The 16,744-nt window shown below is 42.5% G+C and carries 13 protein-coding genes; 10 read left to right on the top strand and 3 right to left on the bottom strand.

Features of this window, described 5'->3' with window-relative positions:
* Positions 1-126 precede the first annotated feature (126 nt).
* The 5 genes from V7Z64_RS05955 (at position 127) to nikC (ending at position 5,713) form a co-directional block, all read left to right on the top strand.
* Positions 127-1,140 carry an ABC transporter ATP-binding protein gene (locus V7Z64_RS05955; RefSeq protein ID WP_297992165.1) on the top strand — a complete coding sequence of 338 codons (1,014 nt, stop codon included), beginning with the start codon at positions 127-129 and terminating at the stop codon, positions 1,138-1,140.
* Complete coding sequence (locus V7Z64_RS05950) at positions 1,115-2,083, top strand: ABC transporter ATP-binding protein (RefSeq protein ID WP_003397937.1); 969 nt, start codon at positions 1,115-1,117, stop codon at positions 2,081-2,083. The genes V7Z64_RS05955 and V7Z64_RS05950 overlap by 26 nt, the downstream gene beginning before the upstream one ends.
* A gap of 46 nt (positions 2,084-2,129) precedes the next feature.
* Positions 2,130-3,734: an ABC transporter substrate-binding protein gene (locus V7Z64_RS05945; RefSeq protein WP_297992162.1), complete on the top strand. Its 1,605-nt coding sequence runs from the start codon at positions 2,130-2,132 to the stop codon at positions 3,732-3,734.
* Positions 3,735-3,799: 65 nt separating this feature from the next.
* Entirely contained in the window at positions 3,800-4,804 is a 1,005-nt protein-coding gene (locus V7Z64_RS05940; protein WP_297992161.1) for an ABC transporter permease, read from the top strand.
* A gap of 15 nt (positions 4,805-4,819) precedes the next feature.
* Complete coding sequence (nikC, locus tag V7Z64_RS05935) at positions 4,820-5,713, top strand: nickel transporter permease (protein ID WP_297992157.1); 894 nt, start codon at positions 4,820-4,822, stop codon at positions 5,711-5,713.
* 33 nt (positions 5,714-5,746) lie between these two features.
* Here the strand turns inward: nikC and V7Z64_RS05930 are convergent, their stop codons facing one another.
* The 3 genes from V7Z64_RS05930 to V7Z64_RS05920 all read right to left on the bottom strand — a co-directional run bounded on the left by V7Z64_RS05930 (position 5,747) and on the right by V7Z64_RS05920 (position 12,987).
* Positions 5,747-6,820 (bottom strand): FUSC family protein, encoded by a 1,074-nt coding sequence (locus V7Z64_RS05930; protein ID WP_297992155.1) that lies wholly within the window; start codon positions 6,818-6,820, stop codon positions 5,747-5,749.
* 136 nt (positions 6,821-6,956) lie between these two features.
* On the bottom strand, positions 6,957-11,426 hold the full coding sequence (locus V7Z64_RS05925; protein WP_297992171.1) for a glutamate synthase-related protein: 4,470 nt from the start codon (positions 11,424-11,426) through the stop codon (positions 6,957-6,959).
* Positions 11,427-11,691: 265 nt separating this feature from the next.
* Positions 11,692-12,987: a glutamate-1-semialdehyde 2,1-aminomutase gene (locus V7Z64_RS05920; RefSeq protein WP_297992152.1), complete on the bottom strand. Its 1,296-nt coding sequence runs from the start codon at positions 12,985-12,987 to the stop codon at positions 11,692-11,694.
* Positions 12,988-13,120: 133 nt separating this feature from the next.
* Here V7Z64_RS05920 and V7Z64_RS05915 point away from each other — a divergent pair, with 133 nt between their 5' ends.
* The 5 genes from V7Z64_RS05915 to bcp are packed head-to-tail and all read left to right on the top strand — an operon-like array spanning position 13,121 to position 16,603.
* Positions 13,121-14,116 carry an ABC transporter ATP-binding protein gene (locus V7Z64_RS05915; protein ID WP_297992150.1) on the top strand — a complete coding sequence of 332 codons (996 nt, stop codon included), beginning with the start codon at positions 13,121-13,123 and terminating at the stop codon, positions 14,114-14,116.
* Positions 14,109-14,900: an ABC transporter permease gene (locus tag V7Z64_RS05910; protein ID WP_004577811.1), complete on the top strand. Its 792-nt coding sequence runs from the start codon at positions 14,109-14,111 to the stop codon at positions 14,898-14,900. Before V7Z64_RS05915 ends, V7Z64_RS05910 begins: the two co-directional genes overlap by 8 nt.
* A gap of 4 nt (positions 14,901-14,904) precedes the next feature.
* Entirely contained in the window at positions 14,905-15,690 is a 786-nt protein-coding gene (locus tag V7Z64_RS05905; protein ID WP_297992147.1) for an ABC transporter permease, read from the top strand.
* A gap of 42 nt (positions 15,691-15,732) precedes the next feature.
* On the top strand, positions 15,733-16,131 hold the full coding sequence (locus V7Z64_RS05900; protein WP_004577813.1) for a potassium channel family protein: 399 nt from the start codon (positions 15,733-15,735) through the stop codon (positions 16,129-16,131).
* A gap of 10 nt (positions 16,132-16,141) precedes the next feature.
* Positions 16,142-16,603: a thioredoxin-dependent thiol peroxidase gene (gene bcp / locus V7Z64_RS05895; RefSeq protein ID WP_297992145.1), complete on the top strand. Its 462-nt coding sequence runs from the start codon at positions 16,142-16,144 to the stop codon at positions 16,601-16,603.
* Positions 16,604-16,744: the final 141 nt, after the last annotated feature.

The following is a 16,744-nucleotide window of genomic DNA, read 5'->3' as shown; positions in this document are numbered from 1 at the left end:
AGGAAGATAAAAAAATCCTCCCGATTTTTGTCGAGAGGGTGCGAAATGTGAGTAATAATTTGAAACGTAACAATAAAAGTTATTTCAAAAATATAAATTTTCTGTATACAAGAAGGAGGGGCTTCCGTGGGGGATGAAGCAATTTTACGGGTAAAAAGCTTGAGAACATGCTTTTTTACAGATGACGGGGAAGTTCCTGCGGTGGATGGCGTAGATTTTTACATAAATAAGGGCGAAATTTTAGGTGTGGTAGGAGAGTCAGGGTGTGGAAAGAGTGTCACTTCCCTCTCGATTATGGGGCTATTGCCAAAAGGGATCGGTAAAATTACGGATGGTGAAATATGGTTTAAAGATGAAAACATTGTATTAGCATCAGAAAAACGGATGAAAGAAATACGCGGAAATGAAATTGCGATGATTTTCCAAGAGCCGATGACGTCATTAAACCCGCTTTTTACGATTGGCAATCAAATGATTGAAGCGATTCGTATACATCAAAAAGTGAGCAAAAGGGAAGCGCGGCAGCGGGCGATGGATATGTTAAAGCTTGTCGGCTTGCCTCGTGCTGAGGAGATGCTTGATGAATATCCGCATCAGCTATCAGGAGGGATGCGACAGCGCGTCATGATTGCGATGGCGATGGTTTGTAATCCAGCGCTATTAATTGCAGATGAGCCAACGACCGCTTTAGACGTGACGATTCAGGCGCAAATTTTGCATTTGATGAAGCAGTTAAATGAGCAATTCGGCACAGCGATTATGATGATTACGCACGATTTAGGAGTTGTAGCCGAAATGTGTCATCGCGTCGTTGTCATGTACGCAGGAAAAATCATTGAAGAAGGCGATGTTCAGACGATTTTCCGCCGACCAAAACATCCATATACGATTGGACTCATTCGTTCCGTTCCGGATATTCGTGACAGAAAGGAACGGTTGTATTGTATTCCAGGAAGCGTGCCAAAGCCAGGTTCGATTAAATATGGTTGTCGTTTTGCGGCAAGATGCGAACAAGCATTTGAGAGGTGCTTTTCCCAAAATCCTGATTTATACGAAGTAGAACAAGGACATCGCGCACGTTGCTTTTTGTATGAAAAGGAGGAAAGTGCCACCCATGAACGAACCGTTACTACAAGTTAAAGGGTTAAAAAAATATTTTCCAATTACAGCCGGTTTGTTTAATAAACAAATTGGTCAAGTGAAAGCGGTTGACGATTTATCGTTTGTTGTTTACAAAGGAGAAACGTTAGGCATCGTCGGGGAGAGCGGCTGTGGGAAGTCGACGACGGGTCGTATGCTTATGCGGCTTATTGAACCGACAGAAGGATCGATTTTATTTGAAAATGAAGAAGTGACAAAGCTATCGCCACAACAATTAAGAAAAGTGCGCCGCGATATGCAAATGATTTTTCAAGACCCGTTTGCATCGCTCAATCCGCGCCATACGGTAGAAAAAATTTTAGAAGAACCGCTTATCGTCCATGGGATCGGTTCAAAAGAAGAGCGACGAAAAAAAGTGCGTGAGATGTTAGAAGTCGTCGGACTAAGCAGCTATCATGCAAAACGTTATCCGCATCAATTTAGCGGTGGGCAGCGGCAACGCATCGGCATCGCCCGCGCATTGATGACGAAACCGAAGCTTATTATTGCGGATGAGCCTGTTTCAGCGCTTGACGTATCCATTCAAGCCCAAGTGCTGAACTTACTAGAAGATTTACAAAAAGAGTTTCATTTGACGTACATCTTTATCGCTCATGACCTTGGGGTTGTTCGCCATATTAGCGATCGTGTTGGCGTCATGTATTTAGGGAGAATGGTCGAGCTCGCTAACAGCGAAGATGTATATCGCAACCCGAAACATCCATACACCCAAGCATTGCTTGAAGCCGTTCCGATTCCCGATCCGGAATATAAAAAAGAAAAGCAACTGCTTACAGGAGATTTACCAAGTCCATCGAATCCGCCAGCAGGATGCGCGTTTCATACACGATGTCAAGCATGTATGGATATTTGTAAAACGACAAAACCAGAATGGAAAGAAGTTGAACAAGGGCATTACGTCGCTTGCCATCTTTATACATGAGGATGGCAAGTGATGAAATATATTATTCACTAAGGGGGAAAAGGAAATGAAGAAAAAGTGGTTACTAACCATGCTTACGTTTCTTCTTGTAGCGGCGACTGCGCTTGCAGGTTGCGGCAAGTCGGAACAAACAGGAGGAAGCAAGACGGAAGAGGGTGAAAAGCCAACAACGCTCGTCTATGGACGTGGCGGTGATTCTGTTGGATTAGACCCAGCGACAGTGACAGACGGTGAATCGTTTAAAGTCACGAAAAACATTTTTGACACATTGCTAGATTACAATGATGGCGACACGTCAATCCAACCGGCATTAGCAGAAAAATGGGAAGTGTCTCAAGATGGACTTACGTATACGTTTACGCTTCGTAAAGGGGTAAAGTTCCACGATGGAACAGATTTTAACGCGGAGGCTGTTGTCTTCAACTTTGAACGTTGGGCAAACGGTAATGCGGATACGTTCCCGTACTATGGCTCGATGTTTGGTGGATATAAAAATGATGAAGGGCATGTGATTAAAGAAGTAAAAGCATTAGATGAGCATACTGTGCAGTTTGTTTTAAAACGTCCGCAAGCGCCATTCCTAAAAAATCTCGCGATGGTGCCGTTTGCGATTGCTAGCCCGGAAGCCATTAAAAAATATGGCGATAAATTCGGTGAAAATCCTGTTGGAACAGGTCCATTCGTCTTTAAAGAGTGGAAGCGCAACGAGCGCATCGTGCTTGAAAAAAATAAAGAATATTGGTTAGAAGGACATCCGAAACTTGATAAGTTAATTTTCGTATCGATTCCAGATAACTCAGCCCGTCTGAACGCATTGTTAAAAGGTGAGATCGATATTATGGAAGATTTAAACCCTTCTGATTTAGCACAAGTAGAAGGAAATAAAGACTTCCAAGTATTTAAACGTCCGTCAATGAACGTCGGCTATGTCGGATTAACTGTGACACGTGGTCCGTTAGGCAATAAGCTCGTTCGTCAAGCGTTGAATCATGCAGTAGATAAACAGGCGATCATTGATGCGTTTTATGCAGGTCAAGCACAACCTGCGAAAAACCCTTTGCCGCCAAGCATTCCTGGCTATAACGATGCGATTCAAGATTATCCGTATGATCTAGAAAAAGCGAAACAATTGCTTGCGGAAGCTGGTTATCCAAACGGCTTTGAAATGGAACTATGGGCAATGCCAGTTCCGCGTCCATATATGCCAGATGGACAAAAAGTAGCGGAAGCATTACAAGCAAGCTTTGCGAAAATTGGGGTAAAAGCAAAAATTGTAACATATGAATGGGCAACATATTTAGATAAAGTAGCAAAAGGTGAAGCAGATGCGTTCTTGCTCGGTTGGACGGGCGATAATGGTGATGCAGACAACTTCTTATATGCGTTGCTCGACAAAGATAGCATTGGAAGCAATAACTACACGTACTATGCAAACGATGAGTTGCACGACATTTTAATCGAAGCACAAACAGTTAGCGATGAAAACAAACGTAACGAATTGTACAAAAAAGCTCAAGAAATTATCAAAGAAGACGCGCCATGGATTCCGCTCGTACACTCAACACCGTTATTAGCAGGTAAAGCAAACATTGACGGATTTAACCCGCATCCGACAGGAACGGATAAATTTACAAAAGTACAGTTTAAATAACATTTGTGTTGAGGGAGGGGAGGGAATCCTCTCCCTTTCCATCATGTCAGAAAGGAGTGAAACGTATGTTTTCATATACGATTAGACGCATCTTAACGGTCATTCCTGTGTTGCTCGGGATGTCGCTCGTTGTGTTTTTCATGATTCGCGCCATTCCAGGAAATCCAGCTCAAGTCATCTTAGGGCAAAAAGCGACGAAAGAAGCTGTAGAGGCGTTAACACATAAACTCGGACTAGACCAACCGTGGTACATTCAATACACGAAATATCTTGGTGGATTATTAAAAGGGGATCTAGGGGAGTCGCTTCGTACAGGTGTAGCCGTTTCGCAAGAAATTTGGCCATATTTAGCGGCGACATTAGAATTATCTTTGGCGGCGATGTTGATTGCCGTTGTGATTGGGGTCAATGCCGGGATTATTAGCGCATGGTTTCAAAATTCTTGGTTTGATTATGTGGCGATGGTGTTGGCGTTAGTTGGCGTTTCGATGCCTATTTTTTGGCTTGGATTGATGGAACAATGGATTTTTGCCATTAATTTAGATTGGTTTCCGACATCAGGACGAGAAGATGTGCGCAATCCGATTGATCCAATTACCCACTTGTATGTCATTGATACGCTCATTCAAGGACATACAGACCAGTTTGTTCAGACGTTGCAACATTTAGTGCTCCCGAGCGTGGCGTTAGCGACGATTCCGATGGCTATTATTGCCCGCATGACTCGTTCAAGCATGCTTGAAGTCATGAAATCTGACTATATTCGTACCGCGCGTGCGAAAGGATTAAGTATGTTTTGGGTTGTGTACAAGCATTCATTAAAAAATGCGATCATTCCTGTATTGACGGTCATCGGCTTGCAAATGGGATTATTACTTGGCGGCGCTATTTTAACGGAGACAATTTTCAGTTGGCCAGGAATTGGTCGATACATTTATGAGGCAATTGGATATCGTGATTACCCTGTTATTCAATCTGGCATTTTAATTGTTGCGATGATTTTTATTTTTATTAACTTAATTGTCGACTTATTATATGCTGCGATTGATCCGCGCATCAAATATAACTAAAAAGGGGGGAGCACATTGGCTGAGTTAGCACGAAACGAAGCAAATATCGTACAACAAGAAGAACAAGCCATATCGTTATGGAAAGAAGGATGGATTCGCTTTCGTAAAAATAAAATGGCCCTTGTTGGCAGTGGTATTGTTTTATTTTTCATTTTGCTTGCCGTCTTTGCTCCGTTTATCGCTCCGTATGATATGAACGATCAACAACTATCGATGCGCTTACAAGCACCATCGAAAGAACATATATTTGGAACAGATGATTTTGGACGAGATATTTTTTCTCGTGTCGTATATGGAGCACGTATTTCATTATGGGTTGGTTTTTTCTCTGTTCTAGGTTCCGTCGTGGTCGGTTCTTTGCTTGGAATTATTGCAGGCTATTACGGCCGTTGGATTGATGCGGTCATCTCACGTATCTTTGACATTATGCTTGCATTTCCAAGCATTTTATTAGCGATCGGAATTGTCGCTGTTTTAGGACCGTCATTAAAAAATGCGCTTATTGCGATTGCAGTCATTAACATTCCAAATTTTGGCCGTCTTATCCGATCGCGCGTATTAAGCATTAAACAAGAAGAATACATTACTGCAGCGAAGGCAATTGGTATGAGCGATGCACGCATTTTATTTCATCACATTTTACCAAACAGCATGGCCCCGATTATTGTGCAAGGAACACTCGCTATTGCAACAGCGATTATTGAAGCGGCAGCCCTTGGGTTTCTCGGATTAGGTGCACAGCCGCCGAATCCTGAATGGGGAAAGATGTTAGCCGATTCAAAAGCGTATTTAACACAGGCGCCATGGACGATGATTTTTCCAGGCTTGGCAATCATGCTGACGGTGTTGGGATTTAATTTAATGGGAGATGGATTGCGCGATGCGCTTGATCCGCGTATGAAAAGCTAAAAAAGATGTCCCGTTTCTTTGGCGGGACATCTTTTATTCTTGTTCGGGGGTAGGGACGGTATGCTCTTCTTTATGGTAATGGTGAAAGCTTTCAATAAGCGTGTCTAGATGTTCGAGTTGATGACTATATTCAATAATTGCTCCGATTAGTGGAAACAGCTGATAATTTTCCTGTTGGACGCTTTGCTCGACATAATCGTTTAAAAACGAGCGAATTAATCCTTTTTTTCCAGAACACGCTTCTGTCACAAATTGTGATTGTGGATCAGATTTTGCTTTCCCGATAAACTTCAACAATATTTGGTCGTGGTAATTTAATAAACAGTCCAGTTCGTTTTTTATTGCATTTTGAAGTTCAGCAGGTGTATGCGACAGCTCGTTTTCTAAACGATGCAGTAGCTTTAACGTCTGCAAGGCGCGGTTTGTTGCAACAATCATTTGTCGATACAGGACAAGTTTGCGCGACTTACTATATTTATGTTTACGAAAATACGTTCGTTCTTCTTTGTAGAGTAAATAAAGTTGGTCAAGTTTCATCATGTTTTCTTTAAACTTTTCAATATCTTCCTTCAACAGATGGTGCTCAGATGCATGGCGAATGTTCATGCGAATCCATTTTAAAATTTGTTCTGTATATTCGACAATTTTCGTATATAGTTTTTTCTCGTATTTCGGTGGAAGGAAAACTAAATTGACGACAAACGCGGACAACACCCCTAGCATAATCGTAGAAAAGCGAATAAGCGCAAATTCAATAAAGTGTTCCTCTGTATATTCCATAATTGCGATGACCGTTACAAGCGCGACAGAAATAGAAGATTCTAAACGAAGACGAAGAAATAACGCAATGACTAAAATGGCAGTTAATCCGATAATAAATGGATCGTGTCCGAAAATAAGTGTAAAAACAATCGCAAAAACCGCACCGATGACGTTTGCCTGCACTTGTTCAATTAAGGACAAGTATGAACGGTAAATGGTCGGCTGCATCGCAAATACAGCAGAAATGCCAGCAAATACAGGAGAAGGCAACTGCAACAATTTCGCTAAAACTAATGCAAATGTAATCGCGATCCCGGTTTTGAAGACGCGGGCTCCAAGTCTCATCGTCGCTCAAATTCCTTTCTTTTTCATCATCTTGTTAGAACAACAAACAAATATACATGTTTTTCATCAGTATATCAAGACAAAAGGAAAAAAATTAAAAGAACTGCCTCATTTTTTGAAGCAGTTCTTTTTATGTTTATTCTGTTGACACAGATGGATCTGCTTGTTCTTTTTTCGGGATGACTTGGAAAAAGTGTTGCTCCGGTTTTTGCAACAACGGTTGAAGCGTTGCTGCTTCGTCGTGCTGTTCGTGTTCGATAAGCAAATCAATATATGTGCGAAGCAGTTCTGTCACGTCCGCTTTTCCTTTTTCGTTAAGCGGTTGAATCGTAACGTTCGCTCCTTTGGCGATGCGACGTTCAAGCGCCGCTTTCGTTAAGCCCATTTCTGGCTGGTGGCGCAAATAAACGACACCGCCAGTCATTCCTGCACAAATCCATGGCCCTGGATCCCCGAGAACGAGCCCGCGTCCGTTTGTCATATATTCAAAGGCGAAGCCTTTAATGTTTGCGTTGACGCCGATGTTGCTATGTTCAAATTCAGGGATTGGCTTTGTCACTTGCCCTCCGATAATGATATCTGCTCCGGATAAGCGAATGCCTGCGCGTGCATCAGCATTTCCTTGAACGATTAACAATCCTTTTTGCGCTCCGTAACCAAATCCTTTTCCTACCGAGCCATTGTAAAACTTTCCGTCTTTTCCTTTTGATTTAAAGACAAAGATGCCGCCACCAAACGATGTTTTGCCAACGCCATCTTGTGCCCCACCATCGACATGAATATGAATGCCAGTGACGTTATACGCCCCAAGTCCATTGCCCGGAACAGAGCCGTCTTTATAGCGTAGAGAAATATTTGGCAGCTTTTTATACGATCCGTCTAATCGACCACGTACGCGATGGCACGCTACGCGGCTGCCGAGTACACGTTGTTCTGCTGTGACGGTTGAAAATTCACGTGAACGATGCAAATCTTCAACATGGTAATCCAAATATTCCGCGCCAGCTGCAACAGCAAGTTTTCCTTCTTCCGATGTCGCCGCGATTTCTTTTTGATACCATTGTCCGATATCTAACGGTTTTAATAATGTCGTCAAGTCCATGCGATCCCGTCCGCGCGTTTGCTCAAGTAAATCGGAGCGACCGACAAGTTGTTGTAAGTTTGTATAGCCGAGCGAAGCTGTGAGCGTTTTTAACTCCTCGCCGAAGGCTGTAAAGAAACGAACTAAGTTTTGCACAGCTTGCTCAAATTGTCTCGGAACGAAGCGGCGCAAACCGTGCTCTTTTGCTTGCGCTTCCGATTCAATTTGCGTGGCGATTCCGACGTGACACGTATCTAAGTGACAACCGCGGCATGTCGTACACCCGATTGCAATCATCGCTAACGTACCAAAACCGACGCGATTCGCGCCAAGCAGCATCACTTTCATAACGTCCATAGCACTTCGTATTCCACCGTCTGCCCAAATTTCTACTTGATGGCGCAATCCCGCTTCTAAAAGGGCATTGTGTGCCGCCTTGACCCCGATTTCTACTGGCAGGCCAACGTGTTGAATCGCATGGATGCGCGCAGCACCTGTCCCACCGTCAAAGCCGCTCAGCGTAATGATGTCTGCACCCGCTTTTGCAATTCCGACAGCAATTGTTCCGATATTCGGAACGACTGGCACTTTCACAGCAACCTTTGCTCGGTCGTTCGCCGTTTTTAGTTCGGCAATCATTTGCGCTAAGTCTTCGATTGAATAAATGTCATGGTTGTTTGACGGTGAAATTAAATCTGAGCCGATCGTTGCGTTGCGTGCCTCAGCAATTTTCGCTGTGACTTTGGACCCCGGTAAATGTCCACCTTCTCCCGGTTTCGCGCCTTGCCCGATTTTAATTTCAAGCAAATTGGATGAGTTGAGCAGTTCTGCATTGACACCGAATCGCCCAGATGCAACTTGCTGCCCGCGCGTGCGCGGATATTTGCCGAGCATATCTTTAATTTCTCCACCTTCGCCGTTTAAACTGATCATGTTGAGGCGATTCGCTGCTTCAGCATAAGCGCGAAATGCAATTTCGTTTTGGGAGCCAAAGGACATAGAGGCGATGACAAAAGGTAAACTATGTTCACCGACGGAAATGTCGACTTGCTCCTTTTTGGCTGGCGTGCTTGCCAGTTTTAAGTCAGTTAAATGACGAATGGCTGTTGGTGTCTCTGTTTCGATTTCTGTTAATTTGTCACGATAGTTGTCGTATGAGCCGGTTTGAGCTACTTCGCCAATCGCTTTCCAAATGCGTGGAAAGACGTGGAATGTTTTGCGCAACTTGGCTTGTTCTGTTTCAAAGTCTTTAGCTCGTGCGATCGCATCTTGTTTTAATGCCTCAAAATTTTGTGCAAGCGAATCCGAGCCAAAAAAGTTAACGATATTTAATACAGCCGCAACTTCTTCGTGTAATCCAATAGACGAAAAGAGACGGCTATATCCGCGTAATTCATGAATACCGATCGTTGAAATGACTTTTTCGAGCCCTTTATTTAACGCTTGATACAAATGAACGGCTGGTCGAGTTGATGAATCAGCAACTGTAGCAAACATCAAATATGGGCTAATGACGTTTGCTCCAAGTCCGTAAGCGACGATCAAATCGTGAAGTGAGCGAATCGCACCAGAACGAAGTAAGAGAGAACAATGTCTTCTTACATTGGCTTTTGTTAACGCTTGATCGATAGCTGATACAACAAGAAGTGGATCGATCCATAAATGCCCGTTTTGATGTGCTTTTGCATCGTCAATGATGAGCAACGTTTTTCCGCCTCCGACCGCTTCGCACGCTTCTTCACTTAACCGATTTAACGCAGTTGGAATAGTTTCTGTTTCAAAAAAGGTAGCCGATATAAAGTATATCAACTGTTTTTCTTCGAATGCATGAACAAGTTGGTCATATGATGGTTGCTGTAACGTTTCCGCACATTCATTGCCGAGTTTTCCTTCGATTAAAATAGGAGAAAGAAGCTCTACAGTGTACGGATGTTCTTCATTAAGTACGATGCTTGGTCTTTTTCCAACGACGACACGAGTAGAAAAGTGCTCAGTTTCCCGGTCGCGATCGATGGCTGGGTTTGTGACAACTGCCACGCTTTCTTTAATGAAGTCCGCAATATTTTTCCGTTCTGGATCGATCGCAGCAAGCGGAGCATCGTGACCGAGGGAGCGAATCGGTTCAGCTCCTTTTTCTGCCATTTGTTCGAGCAATTGAATATGTTCGCGATCCCAACCGAATGCAGCGTATTGTCCATTATGCACTTTTGTTGGTTGAGCAACGAGCACATAAGGCTTGAATGTCGGCGTTTGTAGACGTTGCCGCATATTCTCAATATTTAGCCGCTGTCGCATGCGGTTGTACACTTCCTGTTGATAGTCCGCGTACTCGTAAATCCGAATCGTTCCATCTCCTTGCCATTTTAAGCCGATTTTTTCCCCAGGAGCGAGCGGTTTTGGTTCGCCTGTGTATTCGCACGTTGGAATAATGCCTGGCTCAGATGCGAATACGTAACGATGTTCAGTCTCAATTTTCCAAAGTGGACGCAATCCGAGTGCATCGACGCTAAATACCGCTTCATCAGCATGGCGCGAAATGATTCCGGCAGGACCTTGGGCAAAATGTCCCCACGCTTCGCGAATGTAAGTATATAAATCTTGTAAATGTGCAGGGTAGTTTTTTATTTCGTTTACAATGGGCGGGAACAACAAATCCATTGCTTCAAATAACGTATATCCATCGCGATAAATAAGTGTTTCCATCGTTCGGCTCAAGTCTTGCGAGTCGCTTCCGCCGTTTGTTAGTGGCACACCGATCATCGTCGCTTCTTCACGAAGTTTGGCGATCGTATTAATTTCCCCATTATGACCTAGCACGCTGAACGGCTGCACCCGGAAAAAGTTTGAAAGTGTATTCGTTGAATAACGATTATGACCAAGTGTCATCGTCGATGCGACACGTGGACTCGCCAAATCGTGATAATATTTTGGTAAAATGTCCCCAGCGCCCATCACTTTATAAATGGCATGATGATTACTTAAAGAAGCAACATGAATATGTTCATCTTTTTCAATTTCAATAGTTAATTCAAATAACGTTTTAGCAAGAGATTCATTTTTGTTTGGTAAAAGGGCAATTTGCCAAAATACCGGTTCTTCACGTAAAGCGAGTGGACCGAGCGCTGAAGAAGATGTGACGCGATCAGATTCAAAAATAAGCGTGAGATGAAATTGAGCAAACAATTGGCGCATATGCGCTTTTTTTTCTTCCACATTCGTCGTTCGTGTAATAAATATATGGCCAACAGTAAAATCGTCGCGTTCGGCAAGTTGAGGATCGAGATGGATAGCGGCCAGTTTTTCTTTCCAAAGCTCTTTTGGGATATCGATATGAACGCCAACGCCATCTCCTTCTCCATTGATGAATCCAGCGCGATGATTCATTGTGACGAGGGCGTTAATACAGGTTGTAATATTTTCTTTTGTCGGAATGCGTCGTTTTTCAACCGCAGCGACAATTCCACACGCGTCGTGTTCATGTTCATAAAAATGTTGAAATGAAGTTGGATTCCACTGTTGTTTCATAGCATGCGGCTTGTAAGCGACTATCGTTCGCTTCTCGCCTTCGCCACCTCCCACACAAAAAACTTTTTTAAAAAATGAAATTTTCTAAATTTTATAGTTTATATTAACACGTTCGTAAAGGAAAATCAATTATTTATTCATGTTTTTGGATACGATATTCAAGTTATGTAACAAATCTTTCACGATTAATGTAAGCGTTTACATTTATTTTAAGCATAAAAAAACGAGGTGGAGAGTATGTTCCTACCTCGTTAGTTTTGTATATTTATTCATTTTTTAATGATTTAAATGCCCGTCTTACCGCTTCAATTGTATATTCAATATCTTCTTCTGTATGTGCTAACGTAATAAACCATGCTTCATATTTCGAAGGGGCAAGATTAATACCTTGATGGAGCATACGTTTGAAAAATTTTGCAAACATCTCCCCATCTGTTCGTTCCGCTTGTTCATAGTTTTCTACTTTTTCTGTCGTGAAGTATACGGTGAGAGCTCCTTTTAGACGGTTAATTGTCACAGGTATGTCGTATGTTTTCGCGTGTGTTAAAATACCTGCCTCTAACATGGCACCGAGATGGTCGAGATGCTCGTACACTCCTTCTTGTTGTAATACTTCTAAGCAAGCGATACCCGCTAAAATGGAAGCTGGATTTCCTGCCATCGTCCCTGCTTGGTAAGCAGGACCAAGCGGAGCTACTTGTTCCATAATGTCTTTTCTTCCCCCATATGCTCCAATTGGTAAACCGCCACCAATAATTTTCCCAAGTGCAGTTAAATCCGGCTCGATATGAAGTAAGTTTTGTGCCCCGCCATACATAAAGCGGAAAGCAGTAATGACTTCATCGTAAATCACAAGCGCCCCAACTGCATGAGCAATGTCGTTGATCGCTTGCAGAAAACCTCGTTTTGGTTCAACAATGCCGAAGTTGCCTACAATCGGTTCAACAAGCACAGCAGCTACTTCATGTCCCCAGCGATCCATCGCGTGTTTAAAAGCATCTATGTCGTTAAAAGGCACAGTAATGACCTCTTGTGCGATGCTTTTTGGTACGCCGGCGGAATCTGGAGTTCCTAACGTTGATGGACCGGAACCTGCGGCGACGAGAACGAGATCAGAATGTCCGTGATAGCATCCAGCAAATTTTACAATTTTATCTCGGCCGGTATAAGCACGGGCGACGCGAATCGTCGTCATCACCGCCTCTGTTCCTGAGTTGACGAAACGTACTTTTTCGAGGGAAGGGATGGCCTCTTTTAACATTTTTGCAAACGTAATTTCATACGGTGTCGGCGTTCCGTATAACACACCGTTCTCGGCTGCATGCTGAATTGCCTTCGTAATGTGTGGATGGGCATGTCCTGTAATAATAGGACCGTAAGCGGCCAAATAATCGATATATTTGTTGCCGTCTACATCCCAAAAGTATGCGCCTTGCGCCCTTTCCATGACGACAGGTGCACCGCCTCCAACTGCTTTATATGAACGCGAGGGGCTGTTGACGCCGCCGACAATATGCTCAAGCGCCTCTTGATATAGTTGTTCAGACTTCGTAAAATTCACGCGAAGCCTCCTCCTTTTATGTAAAATTTCTTTCATGGTGTTTATTTTATCACATTTATTTGAGCACACCATTTGTTGAGTTGAAACATTTTCGTTACACTATTAAATAGTGATTTTTTGAGAGGTGAGAAATATGTATGCGATTGAAGTAGAAAAACTGCGTAAAGAATTTAAATCGTACTCGAGCCGATCTGGTTTAGCTGGTGCGTTTCGCGATTTGTTTACGAGAAATTATAAAACGATTCGGGCAGTTGACGACATTTCGTTTACAGTGAAGCAAGGGGAAATGGTTGGCTACATCGGGGAGAATGGGGCAGGTAAATCGACGACAATAAAAATGCTAACAGGAATTTTAACGCCGACATCTGGACGAGTCGTTGTAAATGGGATGAATCCGCATAAAGAGCGGGAACGTTTCGTGCAGACGATCGGCGTTGTGTTTGGTCAACGCTCCCAGTTATGGTGGGATATTGCGGTGCAAGAATCGTTTCGGTTGTTAAAAAAAGTATATCGCGTTTCTGATCAAGACTATAACGAACATATGGATCATGTCATTGAAACGCTAGACATCGGTTCGTTGCTAGATAAACCTGTTCGTAAGTTGTCGCTCGGACAGCGCATGCGCTGCGAATTAGCGGCCGCACTCATTCATAATCCTCCGCTTTTATTTTTAGATGAGCCGACGATCGGCCTAGATGTGCTCGTCAAACTGAAAATTCGTCAGTTTCTAAAAGAGATTAACGAAAAGTACAATACGACCATTTTATTAACGACTCATGATATGACGGATATTGAGGCGCTTTGTGAGCGTGTCATTATGCTTGATGAAGGCAAAATTATTTATGACGGTTCATTGCAACGGTTAAAACAAAATTGGGGAGAAGGGAAGCAAATTCAGTTTCAATTTCGCGATGTTGTTTCCAAGGAGCAACTCGTTTCGCTTATCGATGTAACATGGGAGGAAGGGGACGATCAGCATAGTTGGATTGCGCATGTGCGGTCGGATGATATGGCTTATGTGATCGGAAAGATTGTGTCTTCCTATGAGCTTAAAGACATTCACATTCGTGAAGTATCGACGGAAGAAGTGATCCGCAATATTTACGAAGAAGGGATTCATCATGGGTAAATATATTGAAATGATTCGTATGCGTTTTTTAATGATGCTAGCCTACCGCACAAACTATTATAGCGGCATTTTTATTTATAGCATTAATATCGGAGCGTATTATTTTTTATGGTCGGCCATTTATGGAGGGCAGCCGTCTATTCAAGGAATGACAGTCGAACAAATGACGACGTACGTCGCTATTGCATGGATGGCAAGAGCATTTTATTTCAATAATATCGACCGCGAAATTGCAATGGAAATTCGCGAAGGGAAAGTAGCGATTGAGTTAATTCGTCCGTACAACTACTTAGTTATGAAGACGATGCAAGGGCTTGGCGAAGGAATTTTTCGATTGTTTTTCTTTTCATTACCGGGGATGCTCATTGTTACTTTCGTATTTTCGCTTCAATTTACAACGAACGCGCATACATGGGCATATTTCGTCTTGTCGACAATACTCAGTTTTATTATTAACTCCCAGCTCAATTTGCTTGCAGGGATGGTCACATTTTTTACATTAAATGGGGAAGGACTACTCCGAGCTAAACGGTTTGTTATTGATTTGTTTTCAGGACTTATTTTGCCAATCAGCTTTTATCCGGAATGGGCACAAGATGTGATGAAATATTTACCTTTCCAAGCGATTAGCTATATTCCGAGCATGATTTTTACGGAAAGTTTTACAGAGAATGAAGCGTTGCGAGGAATGATGTTTCAAGCCGTTTGGTGTATCGTATTAATTGCTCCAATTTATTTACTATGGAAAGCGGCTAAACGAAAACTCATCATTCAAGGGGGGTGAGCGCATGTTTTATATGTCTATTTTCTTTCAATATATGGGCCAATATGTAAAAACAAAGTTGCAATATCGGACAGATTTATTTGTCGAGTTTTTATCTGACTTAATGTTTCAAGGTGTGAATTTAATTTTTATTCTTGTTGTCTTTGGACATACGCAACTATTAAACGGATGGACGCGTGATGAAATTATTTTTATTTACGGCTTCTTTTTAGTTCCGTTTGCTTTATTTGCTTCGTTTTTTAACATATGGGATTTTAATGAACGGTACATCGTACGGGGAGAAATGGATCGCGTGCTCACCCGTCCGGTGCATAGCTTGTTTCAAATTGTGCTTGAGCGCATGGAGCTAGAGTCGCTTCTTGGAGGGATTACTGGCTTAGTCGTTATGGGTTATGCTGCTGCAAAATTACATTTGACGTTTCATTGGTATGATGTGATTTTGTTTGTTCTTTTTGTACTAGGAGGTACGTTCGTTTACGCAGGTATTTTCATTTCGTTAGCTAGCATTAGCTTTTGGTCTGATGCGCGCAGTTCGATTATGCCGATGATGTATAATATCGGAAACTACGGAAGATACCCCGTTGATATTTATAATCGCGTCATCCGCTACATTTTAACTTGGGTTTTGCCGTTTGCGTTTGTTGGTGTATATCCGTCGGCTTACTTTTTGCGCAAAACAGAATGGTACACGTATTCATTTTTAACACCGGTCATGGGAATCGTATGTTTTACTTTGTCTGTTTTATTGTGGAATGCAGGAGTCAAACGTTATCGCGGGGCCGGGAATTAATTGCGACATCCCCTCGTATATATGAGGACAGGAGGGGATGTTGTGATATATGTATTCATCGCGCTAATTGCTTTTATTATATGTATGAGTGTTTTCTCATTTTGGCAAACGAAACGTTCCGTCATCTCAGTAAAAAACTTCATTGCGATCATATTCGTTTATTCAACGACGATGATTGGATTTGCGCTTGTTTATACAATTTTGCATATAAATGGACATGTTGTTATGATGGAAAATGGGAAGAATATAGAGGCTTCTCATTTTTTACAATATGTTGAAACGAGTTTATATTTTAGTGCGGTCACATTGCTTTCCGTTGGTTATGGGGATATTGTACCAATCGGGATCGGGCGATGGATTGCAATGGTCGAAGCGCTGCTCGGCTATGCGCTGCCAGCTGCCTTCGTCGTTCGCATTGTTATGGATGTAGAAAGGAAGTAGGAGGGGGAACATGCAAGCACCTGATTTTACATTGCCAGCGAGCAATGGCGAACAAGTCGCATTGTCGCAATTTCGTGGGAAGTATGTCGTTTTGTACTTTTATCCGAAAGATATGACGCCAGGATGTACGACGGAAGCTTGTCATTTTCGTGACCATTATGAAACGTTGACTAAGCTCGGGGCGGTCGTCATCGGTATTAGCCCTGATTCACTTGAGCGTCATAAAAAGTTTATCGAAAAGCATAACTTGCCGTTTTTACTTCTTTCCGATGGAAAACAAGACGTGGCAAAAGCGTATCATGTATGGAAGTTGAAGAAAAACTTCGGAAAAGAATATATGGGTATTGAGCGTTCGACGTTTTTAATCGATCCAAATGGTCACATAATAAAAGAGTGGAGAAAAGTGAAAGTAAATGGGCATGTTGAAGAGGTGTTAGGCGCTTTAAAAGAGGCGATTGGCTCAAACGAATAACACGATCGTTGCGTACGATATAGTAGAGCACACCTCCTCAATGATGTATGCGGCGATTCTTTAAGAGTCGCCTTTTTTCTTACCTAAAAATACAATTGACAAACGGTTTCAGTTTTTTGTACACTATTTATAAAAATTATA

It is taken from the genome of Anoxybacillus sp. (assembly GCF_036834105.1).
Taxonomy (GTDB): Bacteria; Bacillota; Bacilli; order Bacillales; family Anoxybacillaceae; genus Anoxybacillus.
The sequence above is the reverse complement of the archived record's forward strand: the minus strand, read 5'-3'. Positions and strand labels throughout refer to the sequence as shown.

What these genes read in the sequence shown, in the direction of transcription:
- V7Z64_RS05950 (WP_003397937.1), top strand. Translation starts at nt 1,115, where the DNA reads ATGAACGAACCGTTACTACAAGTTAAAGGGTTAAAAAAATATTTTCCA.
- V7Z64_RS05945 (WP_297992162.1), top strand. Translation starts at nt 2,130, where the DNA reads ATGAAGAAAAAGTGGTTACTAACCATGCTTACGTTTCTTCTTGTAGCG.
- V7Z64_RS05940 (WP_297992161.1), top strand. Translation starts at nt 3,800, where the DNA reads ATGTTTTCATATACGATTAGACGCATCTTAACGGTCATTCCTGTGTTG.
- V7Z64_RS05930 (WP_297992155.1), bottom strand. Translation starts at nt 6,820, where the DNA reads ATGAGACTTGGAGCCCGCGTCTTCAAAACCGGGATCGCGATTACATTT.
- V7Z64_RS05925 (WP_297992171.1), bottom strand. Translation starts at nt 11,426, where the DNA reads ATGAAACAACAGTGGAATCCAACTTCATTTCAACATTTTTATGAACAT.
- V7Z64_RS05915 (WP_297992150.1), top strand. Translation starts at nt 13,121, where the DNA reads ATGTATGCGATTGAAGTAGAAAAACTGCGTAAAGAATTTAAATCGTAC.
- V7Z64_RS05910 (WP_004577811.1), top strand. Translation starts at nt 14,109, where the DNA reads ATGGGTAAATATATTGAAATGATTCGTATGCGTTTTTTAATGATGCTA.
- V7Z64_RS05905 (WP_297992147.1), top strand. Translation starts at nt 14,905, where the DNA reads ATGTTTTATATGTCTATTTTCTTTCAATATATGGGCCAATATGTAAAA.
- bcp (WP_297992145.1), top strand. Translation starts at nt 16,142, where the DNA reads ATGCAAGCACCTGATTTTACATTGCCAGCGAGCAATGGCGAACAAGTC.